This is a genomic window from Pseudoalteromonas sp. JSTW (assembly GCF_013423925.1).
In the GTDB taxonomy this organism is placed as follows: Bacteria; Pseudomonadota; Gammaproteobacteria; order Enterobacterales; family Alteromonadaceae; genus Pseudoalteromonas; species Pseudoalteromonas lipolytica.
In genome coordinates this window covers 1,544,167-1,565,399 of sequence record NZ_CP058972.1, presented here as the reverse complement: position 1 = coordinate 1,565,399, position 21,233 = coordinate 1,544,167, and the positions used below count along the sequence as shown (strand labels likewise).

Genomic DNA, 21,233 nt, shown 5'->3' with positions numbered 1-21,233 from the left:
AATATCTCCCGTTAATTATTTTACTTCACTTGCTTGGCGAGCAAGCGCTTCAATGGCTTGCCAGTCTTTGTTTTCAATAAGTTGTTTATCTAACATCCACGTACCACCCACACAAATAACATTACTTAATGCAAGGTAGTTAGGTGCGGTTTCAAGGCTAATGCCACCTGTAGGGCAAAAAGTCACTTGCGGTAAAGGACCGCCAATTGATTTGAGCATCGCGGTGCCGCCCGCTGCTTCTGCAGGGAAGAACTTTAAGAACTTAAAGCCATGGCTTACTAACTTCATCACTTCACTGGGGGTTGCGGCACCGGGTAAAAATGGAATGTCAGACTCTTTAGCCAGTGCTAATAATTCGTCGTTTACACCTGGGCTCACCATAAAGTCAGCACCGGCTTCAACAGATGCATTAAATGTCGCTTTATCAACCACAGTACCTGTGCCTACGTATGCTTCTGGTACGGCTTCTTTCATTAGCTTTACTGCCTCTGCCGCAATCGGTGTGCGCAAGGTGATTTCTAATGCTTTTAAGCCGCCGTTATAAAGCGCGCGTGCTAGCGGTGCTGCATCTTCAAGTTTTTCGATTACAACAACCGGTACCACAGGTGCCGATGATAAAATTTTCTCAATGCTCATTGTATGTTCCTCATAGCCCAGTAACGGCGTATTATTATTCTAAACCGAAGGCGCTTGCGCCAAGGTCTGCACTACTTACTATATTTCTGAAACCTGCGAATAACTCTCGGCCTGTACCGTATGTTTGGCTCGGTTGGCTAAGTTGTAATTCACGTTTTGCTAATTCTTCATCACTTACATGCACCTTTAATACACCCGCTGGTGCATCAAGCGTTATCAAATCACCTTCGTGAATCTTAGCAATCACACCACCTTCAACCGCTTCTGGTGCTAAGTGAATGGCTGCAGGCACTTTACCTGACGCACCAGACATACGGCCGTCTGTTACGATAGCCACTTTGTAACCTTGGTCTTGTAGCGTTGCCATCACAGGTGTGAGCTTATGAAGCTCAGGCATCCCTTTTGCTTTTGGCCCTTGCTCTTTTAAAACAGCAATAAAGTCGGTGTTAAGTTCACCACGGCTGTACGCTTCTTGTAGCTCACCTTGCGAGCTGAATACTTTAGCTGGTGCAGATACAACTTGGTGCGACTCTGCAACCGCTGATACTTTAATAACCGCTTTACCCAGATTACCCGTTAATAGTTGTAAGCCACCTTGTTTGCTAAATGGATTATCAATTGGGCGTAATACTTCTTCGTCGTGTGATTTTTCTGGACATGCAACCCATTTCACTTTGCTTGGCCCTGAGCTATCCGTCATGATCACTGAAGTATCTTTATCTAGCATTGGCTCAGTTGTATAGGCCTCTAAGCCATCACCTACTATGGTTTTTACATCGTTATGTAAGTAACCTTTGCTTAATAGCTGCTTCATTAAGAAGCCCATGCCGCCAGCGGCTTGGAAATGGTTCACATCGGCTGAACCGTTCGGGTAGATACGTGTAAGCAGAGGCACAACCTCTGACAAGTCAGACATGTCTTTCCACGTCAGGATCACACCTGCCGCTTTAGCAATAGCCACTAAGTGAATCGCGTGGTTTGTAGAGCCACCTGTAGAAAGCAAGCCTACAAGACCATTAATGATCGTTTTTTCACTGACGACGTCGGCTAGACAGTTTGCATCTTTCGTTTCAATTAACTGTTTCAACATTGTTTCAACAGCATGGCCTGTTAAACCATCACGAAGCTCTGTGTAAGGGTTAATGAATGAGCTACCTGGAAGGTGAAGACCCATAATTTCCATTAACATTTGGTTAGAGTTTGCCGTGCCGTAGAATGTGCAAGTACCTGCACTATGGTATGACGCGCTTTCAGCTTCTAAAAGCTCTTCACGACTAACCAAACCTTGAGCAAACTTTTGACGAACACGGGCTTTTTCTTTGTTAGGGATGCCAGACTGCATTGGCCCTGCTGGCAAGAAATACGTAGGTAAGTGACCAAAAGATAACGCACCAATTAATAGCCCTGGGACAATCTTGTCACACACACCTAAACAGAAAACACCGTCGAACACATCATGTGATAAAGAAACCGCAGTAGACATTGCAATCACATCGCGTGAAAACAATGACAATTCCATACCATCACGACCTTGCGTAACACCGTCACACATGGCTGGTACGCCACCGGCAACTTGAGCGGTTGCATCATACTTGGTAGCAAGGTTTTTGATGATTTCAGGATAATCTTTGTAAGGCACATGCGCTGAAAGCATGTCGTTATAAGAATTGATAATCGCTAAATTAGGTTGCTCATCTGCTTTTAAACGAGCTTTGTCATCACTGCTACAGGCAGCCATAACATGGGCGATATTACCACAACCTAAACCGGCACGGACTCTTGTTTGTTTTTTTGCGTGCGCGATTCGCTCTAAATAAGCTTGGCGGGTCTCTTTACTGCGTTCGATAACGCGTTCGGTGACTTCTTGAATACGAGGATGCAACATATAAATTCGACTCATCTCTATAGTTAGAGGATAAAGGCTCAGTGACAATTAAAGACTCCACGAAAATAATTGCACTGAGCATCTTTGATTTACCCGTTCAAAGGTACGCTGACAGGCTGTCTCTCACAACCAACCTGACACCGGTGTCACTGTATTAACTCATGACTGTGACACCGGTGTCAACCCTATCTGTTAAATTTAGTTTAATTTTTTAAAATGACCAAATAATGAACAGTACTATTTTAGCTTAGTATGAATAGAATTCATGCAAAATCATGAGAAAGAGATTTATTGAATGATGACACTAATAAGAGTTAACTTATTAATAAACAATATATTAGATGTTTTATATGAACGGTTTATAGATCAAATAAAAAAGCCCGAAAAAGCGTCACTCAATTTCGGGCTACTGTGAAAAACAAGATGAAATTTATTTAATTGCTGCCGTTGACTCACGAGTAATCAATTTTGCTTCCAAAGTCACTTGATATGGTGACTCCTGTGGCTCACTAATATGGCTAATTAATTGTGTTACTGCTTGGTGTGTCATTTCTTCGACTGGTTGAGCAATGGTGGTTAAACCAGGCCAAATATGACGCGCAATGGGGGCATTATCAAACCCTGCTATCGAGATATCATCGGGTACTTTTAGCTGCATTTGTGTTGCTAATTTAAGGACCGCAGCAGCCATGTAATCATTTGATGCAAAAACAGCAGTCGGACGTGGGCTTAAATCTAAAATAGTGCGCGCACTATCAACACCTGAATGGTAACTAAAGTTACCCTCTTCGACTAAACGCTCGTTAAACTCAATGCCATTAGTAGCAAGTGCGCGACGATAACCTTTAAAGCGCTGCTCTGTCGCACTGTGATCCGGGTGACCTTTAATAAACGCAATTTCTTTGTGGCCGAGCTTAATTAAATGTTCTGTTATTTCAAAAGCACCTTGCTCATCATTACTGCGTACAGAAATAGAATCATCCTCTAGCACGGCTGATGCAACACGGGCATACGGAATTTTTTTCGATTTTAAAAATGTAACAAGTTCAGCAAAATCTGAAAATGGAGGCGTTAGAACAATCCCGTCAAGTCGTGATGTTTGAAGTAACTGTTCTATATTACTGATCAGCTCTTCACCACGTAATTCACACGGGTGAATCAACAAATTATAATTGTGTTCATGACACGCAGCTAACGCACCTGTTTGTACCCGCGTGATATAACTCTTACTTGGATTATCGTATAAGCAACCAATAATAAAACTACGGTTCTGCGCTAACCCTCGTGCGATAGGGTTTGGTGTGTAATCAAGCTCTTTAAATACTTTTAGTACTTTTTCGCGTGTAGCATCACTCACGTTTGGCTCATTATTGAGCACACGAGACACTGTTTTTTTAGAAACACCGGCGTAGCTGGCGACACTATTAATGGTTACTTTTTTCATCCGATACTCATCCAACGACACTCCTTGGTTACGCGTTACTATTTACATGTAAACACGCAGCAGCACCAACCAGTGGAATGTTGTCTTGTGTTACAAGCGTAACAGGGATTTGCGACGTATATTGCGACATAATACCTTTATCAGCAAAACGCTCAACAAATCGACTAGATAATAACCGTTGTTGCATACGAGGTAAAATCCCACCACCAATAAATACACCCCCTAAGGCGCCAAATGTAAGTGAAAGATCACCCGCAACACTGCCAATCCAATCACAGAACTGGTTAAGTGTGGCTTCGCATACTTCGCACTGGCCTGTGCTTGCCAGCTCGCTTATTTGCGCCGCATCAAGGTTTTTAGCTTCAACACCTTTAACAGCGGCCATTGCGCGATATAAATGGGCAATGCCTGGACCTGAGAAAACAGTTTCTACAGATACATGGTTTAATTGCTTTTTAAGCTCTTTAATTAACTCACGGTCAAGTTCGGTCACTGCCGCAAGCGTAATGTGCCCTGCTTCACAGCTTAATACAGCACTGCCCTGCGACGTTCTCACTAAACAAGCAGCACCAAAACCTGTACCGGGTCCCATGACAGCAATATTTGCATTGTCATCAGCTTGTCCAGCTTTCACTGCGACATTTTTTGAATCATCTAAATAAGGTGCAGCATAGGCAAAAGCAGCAAAGTCATTAATGACCTCTAATTGCGTAAAAGCAAATTCATTTTTAAGGTCGGCAACACTAAAGTGCCAACCTAAGTTAGTAAGGTGTACTTGTCCAGCTTTAATTGGACCCGCAACGGCTAAACATGCTCGCGACGGTTTTGCATACGAAATATGATTAAAATAATGTGATATGGCGCTTTCAAGTGAACCAAAATCTGCGCTTGGAAATTTAAGATTTTGCTCGATAACGAATTGATTTGTTTGTTCGTTAAAGTCTGTGATTAAGGCAAAACGCGCATTGGTGCCACCAATATCGGCAACGAGAATGGGATCAAATTCTGTGTTAGGCTGTGTGTTCATGTTGTTTTCTCTATTTGTCTAAGCTTTTTGCCGCTTATTCTTATATTTTTCAATGGCCTAGCCACTGTATTTGATAATACTTTGAGCTATCCTCTCAAAGCAGCTATCTTTAGTATTAAAAAAATGCTGCCCAAATAAATGGGCAGCCAAATACGTTTTGACAACAAAATGATAAAACAGTGACATTATGACACCGGTGTCAGCTTTGAATCAATAAAAATTTTCATTATTTACCCATGCATACGTATTTATTCACTAAAATGACAGTGTAGGTATGGATAAAAAGTAAAATAAATGCTTGCTTATTAACGTATTTCGCTTTGCTGTGTGACTCATCACAAATTGCTTGAAAAAAATAATAAATAGCCGAAAATGGCACTCACTGACACTGTAACTTGGTAACCATATGAAAGGTAAGGCTACATCATTTGACATTGCACACTATGCAGGTGTGTCTCAGTCAACCGTGTCTCGCGCACTCAGAAATAGTCCGCTGGTCAACGAAGAAACACGTCGACGAGTTCACGAGGTCGCAAAACAGCTTAATTATAAAGTAGATAAAAATGCCAGTAACTTGCGCACGCAACAAAGCAGTACCCTCGCGCTGTTACTCTTTGAAGATCCTACATCGGATGAGTCACAAATAAATCCTTTCTTTTTGGCCATGCTTGGCAGTATTACGCGTGCTTGCGCAAAAGAAGGCTACGATTTATTGGTTTCCTTTCAGTCAAGTAGCTCTGATTGGCAAGCCGACTATGAAGATAGTCACCGCGCTGATGGCCTTATATTACTTGGCTATGGCGACTACTTAGACTATCAACCCAAGTTTAGAACCTTAATTGAGCAAAACACCAAGTTTGTTTGTTGGGGAGCCAGTGTAGATAACCGCCCTGACTTAACGGTTAGCTGTGATAATTATGGTGGCGGAAAAATGGCGGCGCAGCATTTACTGGCAACCGGTCGCACCGATTGTGCTTTTATAGGTGATGCATCAGACCATAGCCCTGAATTTTTTGCTCGCTACCACGGTTTTAAAGATGCCTTTTTGGCAAAAGGGATTACTCTTAGCGAACGAAAAATGGCCAATGCAATTTCTACAGAAGAGTCAGGTTACCATGCCACTCGTTCACTGATTGCTAATAATATTCGCTTTAACTCGCTGTTTGCTGCGAGTGACTTAATTGCTATTGGTGCTATTCGGGCTTTAAAAGAAGCAAAAATCAACGTGCCCGACGATGTTCATGTTGTAGGGTTTGATAATATTGCTGTTGCGAGTTTTGTTAATCCACCGCTAACAACAGTACAGCAAGACACCACACTCGCAGGGCAAATGTTAGTTGATAACCTTTTAAAACTAATTCGAGGTGAACCGGTTGAGAACACCCTACTCCCGCCGCGTTTAATCATTCGAGGTTCAAGTATTTAAATCGCTAGATAAGGGCTCTTAAGCGAGTCAATCTCTAGCCATTTTCATTCACTGACAATTCAACCACCATTAAAATGGCTTTTTTTTCGATTTACCCAAGACTATTACCGCGAAAAAGCAGATAATTACACCTATTATGATGAAAACGCTATTAGCAAGCTTTTAAAGTTTGTAGTAGCTAAGCGCACTAAGGTGGAATTTTTTAATGGAAATTAAAGTTAATTTTCTCGACAACCTCAGACTTGAAGCCAAGTTTGATGACTTCTCTGTCATCGCAGATCAACCTATACGCTATAAAGGCGATGGTTCAGCACCAAGTCCTTTTGACTATTTCTTAGCGTCTTCTGCACTGTGCGCCGCTTATTTTATTAAAGTGTATTGTAACTCTCGTGATATCTCGACGGATGGTATTCGTGTTGCACAAAATAATATTGTTGATCCTGAGGATCGTTACAATCAAATATTTCAAATTCAAGTCGAATTACCAGAGCACCTATCCGAAAAAGATCGCACGGGTATTTTGCGCTCAGTAGAGCGTTGTACAGTAAAACGTGTTATTCAGACAGGCCCTGAATTTAAAATTGATACCGTAGAAAACATTGAAGCCGATGCGCAAGCAATGTTAATGGCAAAACCTGATGAAGATCATAATACCTTTATTTTAGGCAAAGACTTACCGCTTGAAGAAACCATCGCGAATATGACCGCGATACTCGAAGACTTAGGGATGAAAATAGAAATTTCATCTTGGCGCAATATTGTGCCAAATGTATGGTCGTTGCATATTCGTGACGCCGCATCGCCTATGTGTTTTACCAATGGTAAAGGCGCAACCAAAGAAAGCGCACTGTGCTCTGCGCTTGGTGAGTTTATAGAACGTTTAAATTGTAACTTCTTCTATAATGATCAATTTTTAGGTGAAGAAATAGCAAACAGTGCATTTGTTCATTACCCAAATGAAAAATGGTTCAGCCTAACCGACGATGACTCCCTGCCTGAAGGTATATTAGACGACTACACGCGCGACATTTATAACCCCGATGGCGAATTATGTGGCTCTCACCTAATTGATACTAATTCAGGTAATACAGCGCGCGGAATTTGCTCTATTCCTTATGTGCGCCATTCAGATGGTGAAACTGTTTATTTTCCATCAAACTTGATTGAAAATTTATTCTTAAGCAATGGTATGAGCGCGGGTAATAACTTTGCAGAAGCAAAAGTACAGTGTTTGTCAGAGATTTTTGAACGGGCCGTTAAACGCCAAATAATTGAGCAAGAAATTGCTCTTCCAGATGTACCTGACGCAGTCTTAAATAAATACCCAAGCATTGTTGCTGGCATTAAAGGCCTTGAAGAACAAGGCTTTCCTGTTGTTGTTAAAGACGCATCACTGGGTGGTCAATTTCCGGTTATGTGTGTCACGCTAATGAACCCAAAAACAGGCGGTGTATTTGCCTCGTTTGGCGCGCACCCAAGTTTTGAAGTCGCATTAGAGCGCAGCCTTACAGAGCTGTTACAAGGTAGAAGCTTTGAGGGCTTAAACGATGTTCCTAAACCGACCTTTAATAGTATGGCCGTGTCGGAGCCAGAAAATTTTGTTGAGCACTTTATTGACTCAACAGGGGTTATTTCATGGCGCTTCTTTAGTGCGAAGCATGATTTTGAGTTTATGGAGTGGGATTTCTCAGGCACAAACGAAGAAGAAACCGCGAGCTTATTCGGTATTTTAGAACGCTTAGGTAAAGAAGCCTACATTGCAGAGTTCTCAGATCTTGGTACTGCGTGTCGTATATTAGTCCCTGATTATTCTGAAGTTTACCCAGTCGAAGATTTGATTTGGGATAACACTAATAAAGCCCTAAATTTCCGTGAAGATATTTTAAATCTGCACCGTCTAACTGAAGATCAACTGGCTGATTTAGTTGAGCGATTAGAAGAAAGTGAGTTAGATAACTATATCGATATCATTACGCTAATCGGTATCGAATTTGACGAAAATACGGTATGGGGTCAATTAACAATTCTTGAGCTTAAGTTATTAATTTACCTAGCATTGGGTGATTTAGAAGCCGCTATGGAGCTAGTTGAAGCCTTTTTACAATACAACGACAATACCCTTGTTGAACGAGGTCTATTTTATCAAGCGATGCATGCAACACTGGAAGTTGCGCTTAGCGATGACCTAGAAATTGAAGATTACATTCACAACTTTACGCGTATGTTTGGTCAAGAAACCATGGACGCCGTGGTTGGCTCGATTAATGGGGATGTTATGTTTTATGGTTTAACCGAAACAAGTATGAAACTTGAAGGCTTAGACAGACATCAGCGTTTAATCGACAGCTACAAAAAGTTGCACGCAGCGCGAGCAAAAAAAGCAGGTTTATAAGGCACAATCAGACACAATCATTTTGCTGAACTGATAAATAAAAAAACCGCTGAGGGTTAAAGCTCAGCGGTTTAATTTTAATATTTAAATGCTCAATTTACTTCAAAGCATCTTCGACAACAGGGTAATGATCCCACACATGTTTATCGCTTAAAGAGCGAAGTAATTTAATGTACTCTGCATGCGTCCACGCAAGTGGTGTCGCTGAGTTCGTCCCCTCGCCTAACACATAGCCAGCTTTATTGTTACCAACACCATCCCACACTTGCTCAGGTAGCATCATGCCTTCATTAGCAAATGCTTCCATGCCTTTTACATACGTGTTTTTGATCGTGTTTTGTTTCATCGCATTTAAGCTATTGCTGGCATTTGCTGCGGCAATTTCATAGTGACCGCGTTCACCCGTGAAAAACGGCCATACTCGCCCACGCTGACCTGGGGTATTATTCCCCCCTTCTGCGTAGTTATTGCCCGTAACTTCGTCTTCGCCGTAACCATCATTACCATAACGACGGTAGCCTGGGAATGACCCTGAGCCATCAGCAAAGTTAAAGGTATAGCGCACTTGTAGGTTATCAATTAAGCTTTCGTCATCATATTCTGGAAGCGTTTTTACAATGCTTGGTGCAAGCGCATCACGAACACCGTAGCGAACCAGCTCTAAAAATCCTCCGTCCAGAATTTGCTTTTTGTCGAAGCCATCACGACCATTATTCGCATTAAGCGTGGTCGATGAGTTTGGATCTTTATCTTGGCCAATGCGAATGAAATATTCTCCATCGGCATTGTCTGATTTTAGGTTACCTTGCGTGGTAAACATGGTGCTTTCGATTTCACTATTGTATTGCTTAGCGGTTTCTAAGTAACGCACTGCGTTTTTAGTATCACCTGCTTTTCTGGCAATATCAGCAGCAGTAACTAGGCCCGCTACAACAGCAGCAGTCGTAGAAGGAGAGTAACCGTTTTGTTCTTCCCAGCGCTCTTGCTGCGTTGCGGGTGGGGTGATTTGTGTATCATTCCACAGAATCTTTGCAAGGCCACCATCTACCAAAAAGTCAGCCGCTGGTTTGAGCATTTTGCCATACCACTGTGTTAACTCTTGGTCGCTAAGTACGTCGGCTTGATGAAGTTTCCATGCAAGCATAATTGGCATAGCCGTTTGGTCAAGTTGCACACCAACCCATTCAAGTTCACCATCAACGTGTGTTTTTTGTAAAAACCAACCAGTGTCTCCCCCGTTACCAGGAGTACGAGCGGTAACTTGTACTTTTTCTAAATATTCAAAGGCTGTCTTAGCTGTTTTAGTATCGCCCATGGCCATAAACGCCATAGCCACCTGATAAAAGTCACGTACCCAGACTGCTTTATAGCCTGTAGAACCTGTTTTAGCTGAGACCGTTTCACCCCATGGGTTTGATAACGACGCAATTAGTGCCCCCGCATGCGTTTTATCTTCTTGCGCCTTTAATACCATGGCACTGGTATAAAGTAATTTGCCATTATCAGCGGTACTACTAGTTAATGTGCTAAGGGGCTCAAGGCTTGCTAAGTAATCTTGCCAACCAATTGCATCACCTTTACCGTTATAGGCATCTAGTAACTTTTGGTAACCTTGACTTAAGCTTGCTTGACCTTCTTTTAGGCTCGCAGCTTCTGATTGACCAAAACTTAGTGCTAAATCGAATGTTGTATTAGTTGAAATATCACCCAGTTCAGCAAGTAAACTAACGTTACCCGATTGCTCACCGGTATTTTGGTACGTTGTGCCAAGTGATTGCGACATTTTAAGTTCTTTTAAACCGTCACTTATGCCAGTAAAACCAACCGTTGCCTGTTTGAATGGCTGACTAGCTTGCAGTGATAAGAAATTATCGTCTTGCCATGCGACTAAGCCTTTATCAGTTACTTTAGCAAAATCGTCTAGGCCGTTATTATCAATATAAGGGTTCACATTCACATAGGCTTTAACGCCTTCTAAATCGGTATTAAATACGCTGCGTACAAACAGGGTTTGACCGTTTGGATCAGTGAAAATATGCTTTTCTAAAGAGAAACGACCTTGCTTATCTTTGCTTACCACTTTATAGGCAAGTGAAAGTGGCCGACCTGCTTCATCTTTGTATAGATAATCAATGCTGACATCAAGATCATCATTTTCTGTCACAGTAAAATCTTTGCCTACCACAACAAATTGCATATCTTTAATTTGTGCTTGGTGAATAAGACCAAACATGGTTTCAGTGATCATGCCTTTGGCAATTGAAAACCACACTTTTGACACTTTACCAGTCGCAGCTGAATCATCATAATGACCCGCTTTATATTGCTCATAGGATGTGCCAATACCTGTTTTACCTGAATAAGCCCAAAATGGCTCAACACCGGGCGCGCCCGGGGCTGAAATCTGCGTTAACGCTGTTGTTGATACAGATTGCTCAGAGCTACAAGCCGTTAAACCTAAAGCAATAAAACTTGCCGTAATAAGATTAATTTTTTTCATTGTGTGTCCTTATTATTGTTGCTTAACGCGAAGTACAGCGAACGCTGCCAGTACGAGCGACACAGCACCTAGCACTAACGCATAAATGGGTTGGTTATCGAAGAAGTGGCGTAAAATCAAGCCTAAAACACTCGCCGCAAGTAACTGTGGGATAACGATAAAAAAGTTGAAAATCCCCATGTATACCCCCATTTTTTTAGTGGGTACAGAGGTGCTTAACATGGCATACGGCAGTGATAAAATAGATGCCCATGCAAAGCCTACTCCTATCATGGGCCAAATAAGTAGACTGGGGTCTTTAATAAAGATAAAGCTGGCAAGTCCCAAGGCCCCCAGCACTAGATTGATTGCATGCGCCAGTTTTAAACCACACTTCTTAACGATGACCGGGATACATAATGCTGCAATGGCTGCAAACCCGTTGTACGCTGCAAACAAAACCCCAACCCAATCGGCTCCGTTGTTATAAGCCAGTGAGCCTGTGTCACTACTGCCGTAATGAAAACTGGTTACCGCTGAGGTTGTATAAATCCACATAGCAAACAGTGAAAACCAGCTAAAAAATTGCACTAAAGCCAGTTGCTTCATTGCCTCAGGCATTGTGAATACATCATTTACTACTTGATAAAAGCCACCAGAGGTTGCATTTTTAGCTTTTAACGCTCCCGCAATGAATTGAATAACACCAAAACTAATTAAACCACCCGCTAATAAATAAAGCTCTTTTTCAAGTGATAACCCCGTAACAATGCCCAGCACCACGATACCAAGCAGAGTAAAAATAACCGCACCTTTATTAAAATTTACATTACTGTGAGTGGCGTTCTGTGCGTCGCTGTGTTCTTGTTCATTAAAGCTTTCAAGCTGTTCTGGTGAATATTCTTTGGTGGTAAATATGGTCCAAAAAACGGCAACAAGAAGTACAACTGCACCAAAGTAAAATGAAAACTTTACCGAATCAGGAATTTGACCCGCAGGTGCAGTGTTAGCAATATCAAACCAGTTTGTCATCATCCACGGTAAAGCAGAGGCAACAACCGCACCAATCCCTATAAAAAAGCTTTGCATGGCATAACCAGTTGCACGTTGCTTCTTAGGTAGGTTGTCGCTTACCAGCGCACGGAAAGGCTCCATAGTGACATTAATAGAGGCATCCATAATCCATAGCATCCCCGCAGCAATCCACAGGCTGGGCGAATTTGGCATAATAAATAACGATAACGTTGTTAAAATTGCACCGTAGAAAAAGAATGGACGACGACGGCCTAGTTTATTCCATGTTTTGTCGCTCCAGTAGCCAATAATAGGTTGAACAATTAAGCCTGTTAGCGGTGCGGCAACCCACAAAATAGGGATGTCATCAACATTCGCGCCAAGGGTTTGAAAAATGCGGCTCACATTACCATTTTGTAATGCAAAACCAAATTGGATACCGAGGAACCCAAAACACATGTTCCATATTTGCCAGAAGCTTAGCGTTGGTTTGTTATTATTCATAATCAGCCTTTAGGGTATATACTGCGCTGCTTAAGCCGTTCAGTTTTAATTGAATGGGCGCCTGTTTTGTTAGGTCAGAAATAACAATGTCGGCATGACTTTCTAAGTTATCGGTAAGGGTAAGTGACGTGTGATTAAGCGTGGGGAGTTGCGTTGCATTAAGTGTAAATGACACAGTTTGAGACGCTTGTGAGAAGTTACTCACTACCAACACCAATTGCTGACCTAGCTTGCGGGTAAAGGCTATTACTTGCTCTGAACCAGTTAGCTCAACTGCTTGCATGTCACCGCCCACAATGGCAGGTAACGTATTAAGTGACATTAGTTTTGTGTAATAGGCCCGCAGTTCTGCTTGTTCTTTCGTTAATGCCCCACCATCAAACTTTCCATCATTCATCCATGCTTGATGCGCTGGCACACCCACGTAATCAAAAATACTGGTACGGGTTGGGTCGCCAAATCCAGCGTCTTCAGAGCCATCTTCACCCACTGCTTGGCCAAAATACAGTAATGTCGGCGAGCGAGTCATCAGTGTTGATACCACCATAGCTGGCTTCCCTTTTTCGCTGCTACCCGCAAAATCAGGACTAGCAATACGTTGCTCATCATGGTTTTCTAAAAAGTGCAGCATGTGCTCTTCAATATCGGCCACTTCGCTTTGGATATCAAAAATACTAGTGGCAGGTTGCTTACCTTGCATAACAGCTTTAACGGTATCGTAAAAACCAACTTTGTCGTAAAGGTAGTCCATCTTGCCTTGCTGAATATAAGGACGATAAAGGCTTGGGTTGTATACTTCAGCTAAAATAAACGCATCCGCTTTTTGCATTTTGATAGATGAATTTAAAAAACTCCAAAACTCCACTGGCACCATTTCGGCCATATCATAGCGAAAACCATCCACGCCTTTATCTAACCAGTAAAGCGCGATATCACGGAATTTATACCAGCTGTTTGGTAAGTCTTTGTCTTGCCAGAATGCATAGTGAGCGCGGTAGTCTTTACTCGCATAATCAGCTGGCAACGTTGGAAAATCATAACTGCCGTCAGGCTTAACACCGTAGTTAATTTTTACTGTTTCGTACCAATCATTAATATCTGGTTTTGCTTCGCGAGCTCCATTACCTGTCCATTTAGCGGGCGTTTCATCAAAGTGATTATCAGCAAGTGGGTGTGGCTGCCCACCTAAAACTTGGTAATCTTCACTTGTAGGTACTTGGAATGATTGACCTGTGACATAGTAAAAGTTGTTATCACGTACGTAAGCTTGTGTTGTATCGTCTTCAGCACCAAAGTCTTTAATTCCTTTTGGTTTTGCTACTGAGTCATAATTACGCGCCACATGATTAGGCACAATATCGATGATGACTTTCATGCCATGCTGATGCGTACGTTCGATAAGCTCTACAAACTCTTCTAGCCGACGTTCAGGGTTTATCGCTAAGTCAGGGTTTACATCATAATAGTCTTTAACAGCATAAGGTGAACCTGCTCGGCCTTTTACAACGTCAGGATCATCTTGCGATAAGCCGTAGTGTGTATAGTCAGTCACTAACGCATGACGTGGTACGCCAGTGTACCAAATGTGGGTAGTACCAAGCTCTTTTATTCCCTTTAATGCTGCGTCATCAAAATCAGCAAATTTACCCACTCCGTTTTCTTCAAGCGTCCCCCATGGTTTATTTGTGGTGTTTGTATTACCAAATAAGCGGGTAAACACCTGATACACGACGGGCTTCGAGACTGTTGCATGTGTTTGCTGTTTTTGTGTGTGCTGTTGTGTTGTTGCTTCATTACCACAGGCTGCTAAACCTAAAATTGAAGCCACGACTAATGCAGTTAATTTATATGTTGTCATCACTACTTCATTATTCTGTAAATATCAGTTAATACTAATGTTAAGGGCTACTCACGGACAGTAAATGCATACGTATTCACCCTAAAACTCACAATTATTCAAGTTCAATTAAGCGTGCTTGCATGGCTTTTAAGCGAATAGGCACAGTTAAAGTAACAGATTCGTTGCTCATTAAGTCGACCCCCGTTTGAGTGTTTTTAAGTACTTCTTGCATATAACTGACATCCCACTCAAGGTCATGTTGGTTTTTATTCAATAACACCACAACTTTTTCACCATTGTGCTCGCGCACATAGCTGTAAACACCTTGCTTAGGTGAAAAATGCATTAAACTCCCTTCACTAAGCGCGGGCTTTTCTTTGCGCAGCTTCAGCAATGTTTGCATTGTGCTTAACATGTCTTTTTGGTCTTTAGAGAGTCCTTCACCGGTAAAGGCATTGACTGTATGTGCTCTAAAACCACCCGGGAAATCAATTCGAATATCGCCATGGTCGTTACTTGGGGTATTATCTAATAGCACCTCTGTGCCGTAATAAATTTGTGGAATTCCGCGTGTAGTCAACAGTAATGTCATTGCCAATTTTGTTTTAGCTAGATTTTGACCCAGCTCTGTATAGACACGGCTCATATCGTGATTGTCGGCAAACACTAAAATATTATCGGTATCTGCATATAAAAAATCATTCGCAAGTGATTGGTATACCCTGACCCAGCCCGTGTTCCAACTTTCTTGTTCATTCAGTGCTTTAATAAGCGCCTCTTGCAATGAAAAATCCATGACACTGGGTAAGTCTGAGGTATAACCATCTTGATTTATTTTTCCGCGTTGCCAGTACGATGCAATTGCAGGATTACTTGTCCACTCTTCACCCACAATATTAAAATTGGGGTATTCGGTCATAATCGCTTTAGTCCAATCTGCTAAGAACGCTTTATCTGAGTATGAATACGTGTCGACGCGAATGCCGCTCAAGTTAGCGTATTCAATCCACCAAATGGCATTTTGAATAAGGTAAGTCGACAATAACGGTTGACGCTGATTTAAATCAGGCATCGACTCAACAAACCAACCATCATTAAATTGGCGCTTATCGTATTGGCTCGCATGTGGGTCTTGAATTGTTTGACGGGCATGCGTTGTGGCATTTTTACCTTTTTCAAACTGACCATCAAAGTTAACCCAATCAGCTGTTGGCATATCAGACATCCACTGGTGCGATGAACCAAAGTGATTAAGAACCATGTCCATCACTAAACCGATACCATGCTCTTTTGCTTTCACTGATAGCGTTTTATAGAGCTCATTACTGCCCATACGCGGGTCGACCTTGTAAAAATCTGTGATTGCATACCCATGATAAGAGTAACTTGGCATATTATTTTCAAGTACAGGTGTTAGCCAAAGTTGAGTGACGCCTAAATTTTCTAGGTATTCAAGACTATTAATCACACCTTGAATATCACCGCCATGGCGCCCGCCCTTAAACTCAGGGTTTGCTGCCTCTTGCATTGAAGCAATACTATCGTTCGTTGGATCACCGTTAACAAATCGGTCAGGATTTATTAAGTACAGTGTGTCTTTATTTGTAAATCCTGGGCGCTTTGCACTGTTTTTATTACGGGTATTTAACCGATATTTAAAGACCGTTCCATCCGACGCTTTAAAGCTAAGTTCACCTGCTTTTGCATTATCGCTGATGCTTAAATTCAGAAATGCGTAGTTAGCATTATTCGTTGTTGTAACCCCTTTAAACTCAACGCCTTTGTAAGGCAACATCTGCCAAGTTTGTTTCGCAATGTTGCCCTCGTGAAGCATAACTTGTAACGATTCGTTCTGCATGCCCACCCACCAGCTTTCTGGTGAGGCAGTGATTGCATAACTCGCTGTCGAATTTAAAAACGTTAATACGGTGCTTACTGCAAAAATTGTATGTGTCTTTTTCATAATTAATTTTGTATTTTTTCTAAAAATTCACTGTGGCTGGGCAGCTGCTCAACCGTGCTATTAATCAAGGTTTTTAAATTGCTAAATAGCTCATTAAGCTGATTATCTGTTAAGGCATTTGTTAAAGGATGATAATCTTCAGCAATCAGGCCTTGCCCTATCAACACTTGTTGCCACGCGACTTCGGCAAATAACTCATCGTCTTCACGCACTAGCTTACCGCTGGTTTTAAATAGCGCTATTTTCTTAGCAAGGCTGCTTGGAATATCCATGCCCTTACAAAGACGCCAAAATGGACTGTCGTCTCGCTCTGTAAGTTTGTAGTGGAGAATAATAAAGTCACGAATTCGCTCAAATTCTGTTTTACTTTGTTTGTTAAATTCATCCACTAAGTTTTGCGTAATACCTTGATGTGGAAAAAACTTAATCAACCGGATAGCTGCACTTTGAATTAAATGAATACTGGTTGACTCTAAGGGCTCTAAAAAACCACTCGATAAGCCAATCGATACTACATTTTTATGCCACTGCTTTAAGCGTCGACCCGTTTTAAATTTAATAATTCGTGGCTCAGTTAAGGGCTTAGCTGGCAAGTTGTTTAGCAGCTGCTGTTTTGCATTTTCATCTGATAGATATCGACTTGAATACACCAAGCCATTACCAACACGATGTTGGAGTGGAATTTGCCATTGCCAACCTGACTCTCTAGCGATAGAGCGGGTATAGGGAATGGCGTTGCTTGCAGACTCACTTTGGACAGCTACAGCGCTATCACACGGTAACCAGTGCGACCAATCTTCAAACCCCGTATTCAGCGTTTGCTCTATAAGTAATGCTCGCAGGCCGGTGCAATCAATAAATAAGTCCCCTTCAATCAGGCTACCATCTTCTAGCTTTAACGCATTGATAGACCCTGTTTGATCGCATTGACTTATCGTTTCTATTTTTCCTTCAATGCGATTAACTCCCCGCGATTGGGCTAATTCTTTTAAAAATTCACCATAGCGTGTCGCATCAAAATGATACGCGTAATGTAAGCCCGCTAATTGAGTATTAGGAATGTTTTTGAGATGGGCAAATTTATGCGCTTTTGCAGCTTGGTAGTTGAGAGAGAAATCCCAAAAATCAGGGGCGTTTTGTGTTTGGTTTGCTTTCAACCAAAAGTGATAAAATGCGCAAAACGGGAAGTCCTTACCTATTTCGCCAAAAGCGTGCATATAACTGTGCCCTTGGCTACGCCAGTTTTCAAACTCTATCCCCAGTTTAATGGTTGCACCAGTCGCCTTGATAAATTCTTTCTCTGAAATACCAAGAGCCCCATTTAAATGCAAAATAGGAGGAATACTTGCCTCACCAACGCCAACAGTGCCAATTTCGGCAGATTCAACGAGAGTAATATCAAGTGATTTTCCAAGCACTTTGTTGAGTAGTGCGGCGGTGATCCACCCAGCAGTTCCACCACCGGCAATCACAACTTTTGTTATTTTTTTTGCTTCCATAGTACACCTAACACCAATTTCAATTCATTGAGTGTAGCCCACTGATATAAAAAAGCCCTTGTAAAACAAATCACAAGGGCAATTTTCTATCGCTGTTTAAGCTAATTACAGCTTGTAGCTGAAACCTAACAGGAATGTACGACCGTAGTCTTGGTAATCACGTACTTGCAGTGCGTTATCACCTTGTAGAGACGTGAACGGCTCTTCTGTGATGTTTTGCACTTGGAAAGTAACACTCAAGTTTTCGAGACCTTGGATACCAGCTTCTGCAAAATCATAGCCGATTTGCGCATCCCAAATTGTTTCGCCTTTGATATCAACTTGCGTTGTTGCAAAGCCTAAACCATAAACATCGCCCTTAAAGTCGCTACGTTTACGCATGCTAGTACGCGCTTGGAAACCATTACGTTCAAAGTACACGGTCAAGCTATCGATTTGGTCCGATAATCCAGGTAACTCATAATCATTACCATTTTGGTCTGTAATATCCTGCTCAACACCAGTATGGCTTGCGATTAAACCAAAACCATCCAGTGAATCACTAAACATAGTGAACGGTAGTGTTAATGAAAGCTCATAACCCCAAAGATCACCTGACCCACCATTAACTTTACCAGAACCTGTACCTGTAGATGAAGCTGGGATTTCACCTGTAGATGGGTCCGCCACACCACTCATGTCGATTTCATATGTACCATCAAAAATCCACTGAGTGATATCTTTGTAGAAAAATGCTGCTGCAAAGTACCCTTCTTCATGGAAGTAGTTTTCGTAACTTAAATCAAAACCTGTTGCCTCTTTTGGCTCAAGTTTAGGATTACCACCTGACACATTCCAAAAGTTGCCATTTTCATCTGGCTGTTGACTGTAAGATGCGTTCACTGATGCATTCATTTCATCTAAACGCGCACGAGAAATCGTTTTCGCAGCACCAAAGCGTATTGTTTGCTCTTCATCAATTGCAAACGATAAGTTTAAGCTTGGTAAGAAATGACTGTAGTCATGACTGATGTCTGTTGGCGTAACAACAACGAGTCCATCCACCGTGTTTGCAGCAAAACCTTGCGAAGATTGCTCGGTTCTTACATAACGAGCACCAATATTACCTGTTACAGGAATAGAGCCAAGTTCAGCATTAATGTCAGCTTGCGCAAAAATGGCGGTTACTTCTTCTTGCACTGTCCACGATTGTGTTTTGTGTTTTTGATCCGTTAAACTTTCTTGTAAAAGGTTATAATAACCATCATTTACTAAGCCGTTCGTATCGTAAGCAACCATGTTACCCATACCGATAAAATCAAGGCTTGCACTTCCTAAACGATACTGTTCAGGAATTGATAACATACCTGGATTGTCTAAAGAGAAGTCTTTTAATGTCATGAAGTAACCTTCAGACACTTTACTCTTCTCACGGTCACGGTAAGACATACCAAATGAAACACGGCTGATATACGCGTTATCTAACACCTTGCTTGCAGCAAGTTTTAGTGTGCTTAATTCATCGTTGATTTCTGGTGCATTGATAAAACCATCTTGGGCTGTATTCTGATATGGCGTATCTGTCAAACCATACTTGTCATTCAATGCAGCGCTTGCACCCCATGATAAAGGACCACCTAATTGAATTAGATCATAATCACTGTAATCAAGATTATGTGAGAACTGCGCTCCGGTATTGCCACCGTCAAAAACATAACCAATCGTATCAGCAACACCATTTGCATCACCGCGGCCTGTACCTGAATAACTCTCGATACTCCAAATTTGACGCTCAACTTCTGAACGACTCGCATCAAACTCAACTGACCATTCGTCATTAATATCGTATTTAGTATTGAAACCAAACTGGGTTAGTTCTGCATTACGCTCTTCATAGTCGTTACGAACAACAACACGCTGGCCTTCTGTTACTGCACTTGTGATAAAACCAGAATCTGCATCTACAACTGCAGAGCTAGGATCGATTGTTCCTTGACCCCAAGCGAATGGTACTTCAATACCACGAAGGATTTTCTCGTCAGAAAAATCTACGTAAAGAGCATCAAATGTCATATTAAGGCGGTCATTCGGTGCTGCTTCAATAACGAGCATTGCTGAATCACGCTCAAGCGTTGATGAACGTACGAAAGGCTTTGCCCCACCTAAAATAGAATAAGTGTTACCATCTTCACCCGTAAATTCTGGATAACCCCATGAATTCCAGCGTTTCTCTTGGTTAGGTGAGCTCATTGTGTTGTAAGCAAATGCAACACCGATGGTGTCATCAGCAAACTGATCAATGTATGAAACCGTACCACGGAAACCTTTATCGTCACCGTCTGGGTTTAATTTATCAAAACCTGTTTGCTCATATTGGCCATTAAACATGATAACTTGCTCGCCTTTACTTAAAGGCTTAACAGTTTGCATGTCGATTACACCAGCAATACCTTCCGCTTCGATACCTGCGCTTGGTGTTTTGTATACCGTTACGCCGCTCATTATTTCTGATGGGTAAAGGTCAAACTCAACACCGCGGTTATCGCCAATTGATACTTGCTCACGACCGTTAAATGTTGTTGCACTTTCGTTTTCACTGAAACCACGCACACTTACGCGACTAGCACGACCATCTAGACGTTGTGCTGTAAGGCCAGGAAGGCGTGCGATTGATTCTGCAATTGATGAATCAGGTAATTTACCGATATCTTCTGCTGAGATTGACTCAACAACTTCAGGAGTGAAGCGTTTCGTGTTAATAGATTCTACAACACTGCCACGAAAACCTTTTACTTCGATAACTTCAACGTTATCGTTTTTTGTTTTTTGGTCTTCTTCTGCAGCATACGCTACAAAGCTATTTAAACCTGCGGCTGTTAAAGCCAGAGTTAATATACTTGGTTTGAACATAGACATGATGTTTTCCCATTACCCAAATTGTAATGTCAACGCCTTGCAGTTATTCATGATAGCAATAGCTGTTAATCGCTGACTGATTTTGTTGTCAACACGAATATTAACGCTCAGATTATTTTCTTAACAAATTTATGCATACGTATTCAGACTAGACGATGCAAACAAAAATTAACAACAAATTTACACGCGGATGTTGTAATGCATTGTTTATTAATCGTTTATTTATAAA

General features: G+C 41.8%; 12 protein-coding genes. 2 read left to right on the top strand and 10 right to left on the bottom strand.

Annotated features, from left to right (window positions below; genetic code table 11):
- Positions 1-15: 15 nt before the first annotated feature.
- The 4 genes from GZH31_RS07185 to glk all read right to left on the bottom strand — a co-directional run bounded on the left by GZH31_RS07185 (position 16) and on the right by glk (position 4,992).
- Positions 16-636 (bottom strand): bifunctional 4-hydroxy-2-oxoglutarate aldolase/2-dehydro-3-deoxy-phosphogluconate aldolase, encoded by a 621-nt coding sequence (locus GZH31_RS07185; protein WP_036968816.1) that lies wholly within the window; start codon positions 634-636, stop codon positions 16-18.
- Positions 637-670: 34 nt separating this feature from the next.
- Positions 671-2,521: a phosphogluconate dehydratase gene (gene edd / locus GZH31_RS07180; protein WP_065979841.1), complete on the bottom strand. Its 1,851-nt coding sequence runs from the start codon at positions 2,519-2,521 to the stop codon at positions 671-673.
- Positions 2,522-2,951: 430 nt separating this feature from the next.
- On the bottom strand, positions 2,952-3,965 hold the full coding sequence (locus GZH31_RS07175) for a LacI family DNA-binding transcriptional regulator (protein WP_036968823.1): 1,014 nt from the start codon (positions 3,963-3,965) through the stop codon (positions 2,952-2,954).
- A gap of 28 nt (positions 3,966-3,993) precedes the next feature.
- Positions 3,994-4,992 (bottom strand): glucokinase, encoded by a 999-nt coding sequence (gene glk, locus GZH31_RS07170; RefSeq protein ID WP_065979840.1) that lies wholly within the window; start codon positions 4,990-4,992, stop codon positions 3,994-3,996.
- Between the two features lie 406 nt (positions 4,993-5,398).
- Between glk and GZH31_RS07165 the strand changes: the two genes are divergently transcribed.
- Together GZH31_RS07165 and GZH31_RS07160 are read left to right on the top strand one after the other, a co-directional pair.
- Positions 5,399-6,418: a LacI family DNA-binding transcriptional regulator gene (locus GZH31_RS07165; RefSeq protein ID WP_036968830.1), complete on the top strand. Its 1,020-nt coding sequence runs from the start codon at positions 5,399-5,401 to the stop codon at positions 6,416-6,418.
- A 205-nt stretch (positions 6,419-6,623) separates the two neighbouring features.
- Positions 6,624-8,810: an OsmC domain/YcaO domain-containing protein gene (locus tag GZH31_RS07160; protein WP_180311525.1), complete on the top strand. Its 2,187-nt coding sequence runs from the start codon at positions 6,624-6,626 to the stop codon at positions 8,808-8,810.
- Positions 8,811-8,907: 97 nt separating this feature from the next.
- Here GZH31_RS07160 and GZH31_RS07155 read toward each other — a convergent pair whose 3' ends face one another.
- The 6 genes from GZH31_RS07155 to GZH31_RS07130 form a co-directional block, all read right to left on the bottom strand.
- Positions 8,908-11,310 carry a glucan 1,4-alpha-glucosidase gene (locus tag GZH31_RS07155; RefSeq protein ID WP_180311524.1) on the bottom strand — a complete coding sequence of 801 codons (2,403 nt, stop codon included), beginning with the start codon at positions 11,308-11,310 and terminating at the stop codon, positions 8,908-8,910.
- A 12-nt stretch (positions 11,311-11,322) separates the two neighbouring features.
- Positions 11,323-12,807: an MFS transporter gene (locus GZH31_RS07150; protein ID WP_180311523.1), complete on the bottom strand. Its 1,485-nt coding sequence runs from the start codon at positions 12,805-12,807 to the stop codon at positions 11,323-11,325.
- Complete coding sequence (locus GZH31_RS07145) at positions 12,800-14,665, bottom strand: alpha-amylase family glycosyl hydrolase (RefSeq protein WP_075593640.1); 1,866 nt, start codon at positions 14,663-14,665, stop codon at positions 12,800-12,802. The genes GZH31_RS07150 and GZH31_RS07145 overlap by 8 nt, the downstream gene beginning before the upstream one ends.
- A 94-nt stretch (positions 14,666-14,759) precedes the next feature.
- The gene (locus GZH31_RS07140) at positions 14,760-16,610 is read right to left on the bottom strand and encodes an alpha-amylase family glycosyl hydrolase (RefSeq protein WP_118844216.1); all 1,851 of its coding nucleotides are present in this window, start codon (positions 16,608-16,610) and stop codon (positions 14,760-14,762) included.
- 2 nt (positions 16,611-16,612) lie between these two features.
- A complete protein-coding gene (locus tag GZH31_RS07135; protein ID WP_075593642.1) occupies positions 16,613-18,109 on the bottom strand; it encodes a tryptophan halogenase family protein in 1,497 nt (498 codons plus the stop codon).
- Positions 18,110-18,214: 105 nt separating this feature from the next.
- Complete coding sequence (locus tag GZH31_RS07130) at positions 18,215-21,004, bottom strand: TonB-dependent receptor (RefSeq protein WP_075593643.1); 2,790 nt, start codon at positions 21,002-21,004, stop codon at positions 18,215-18,217.
- Between the last annotated feature and the right edge of the window lie 229 nt (positions 21,005-21,233).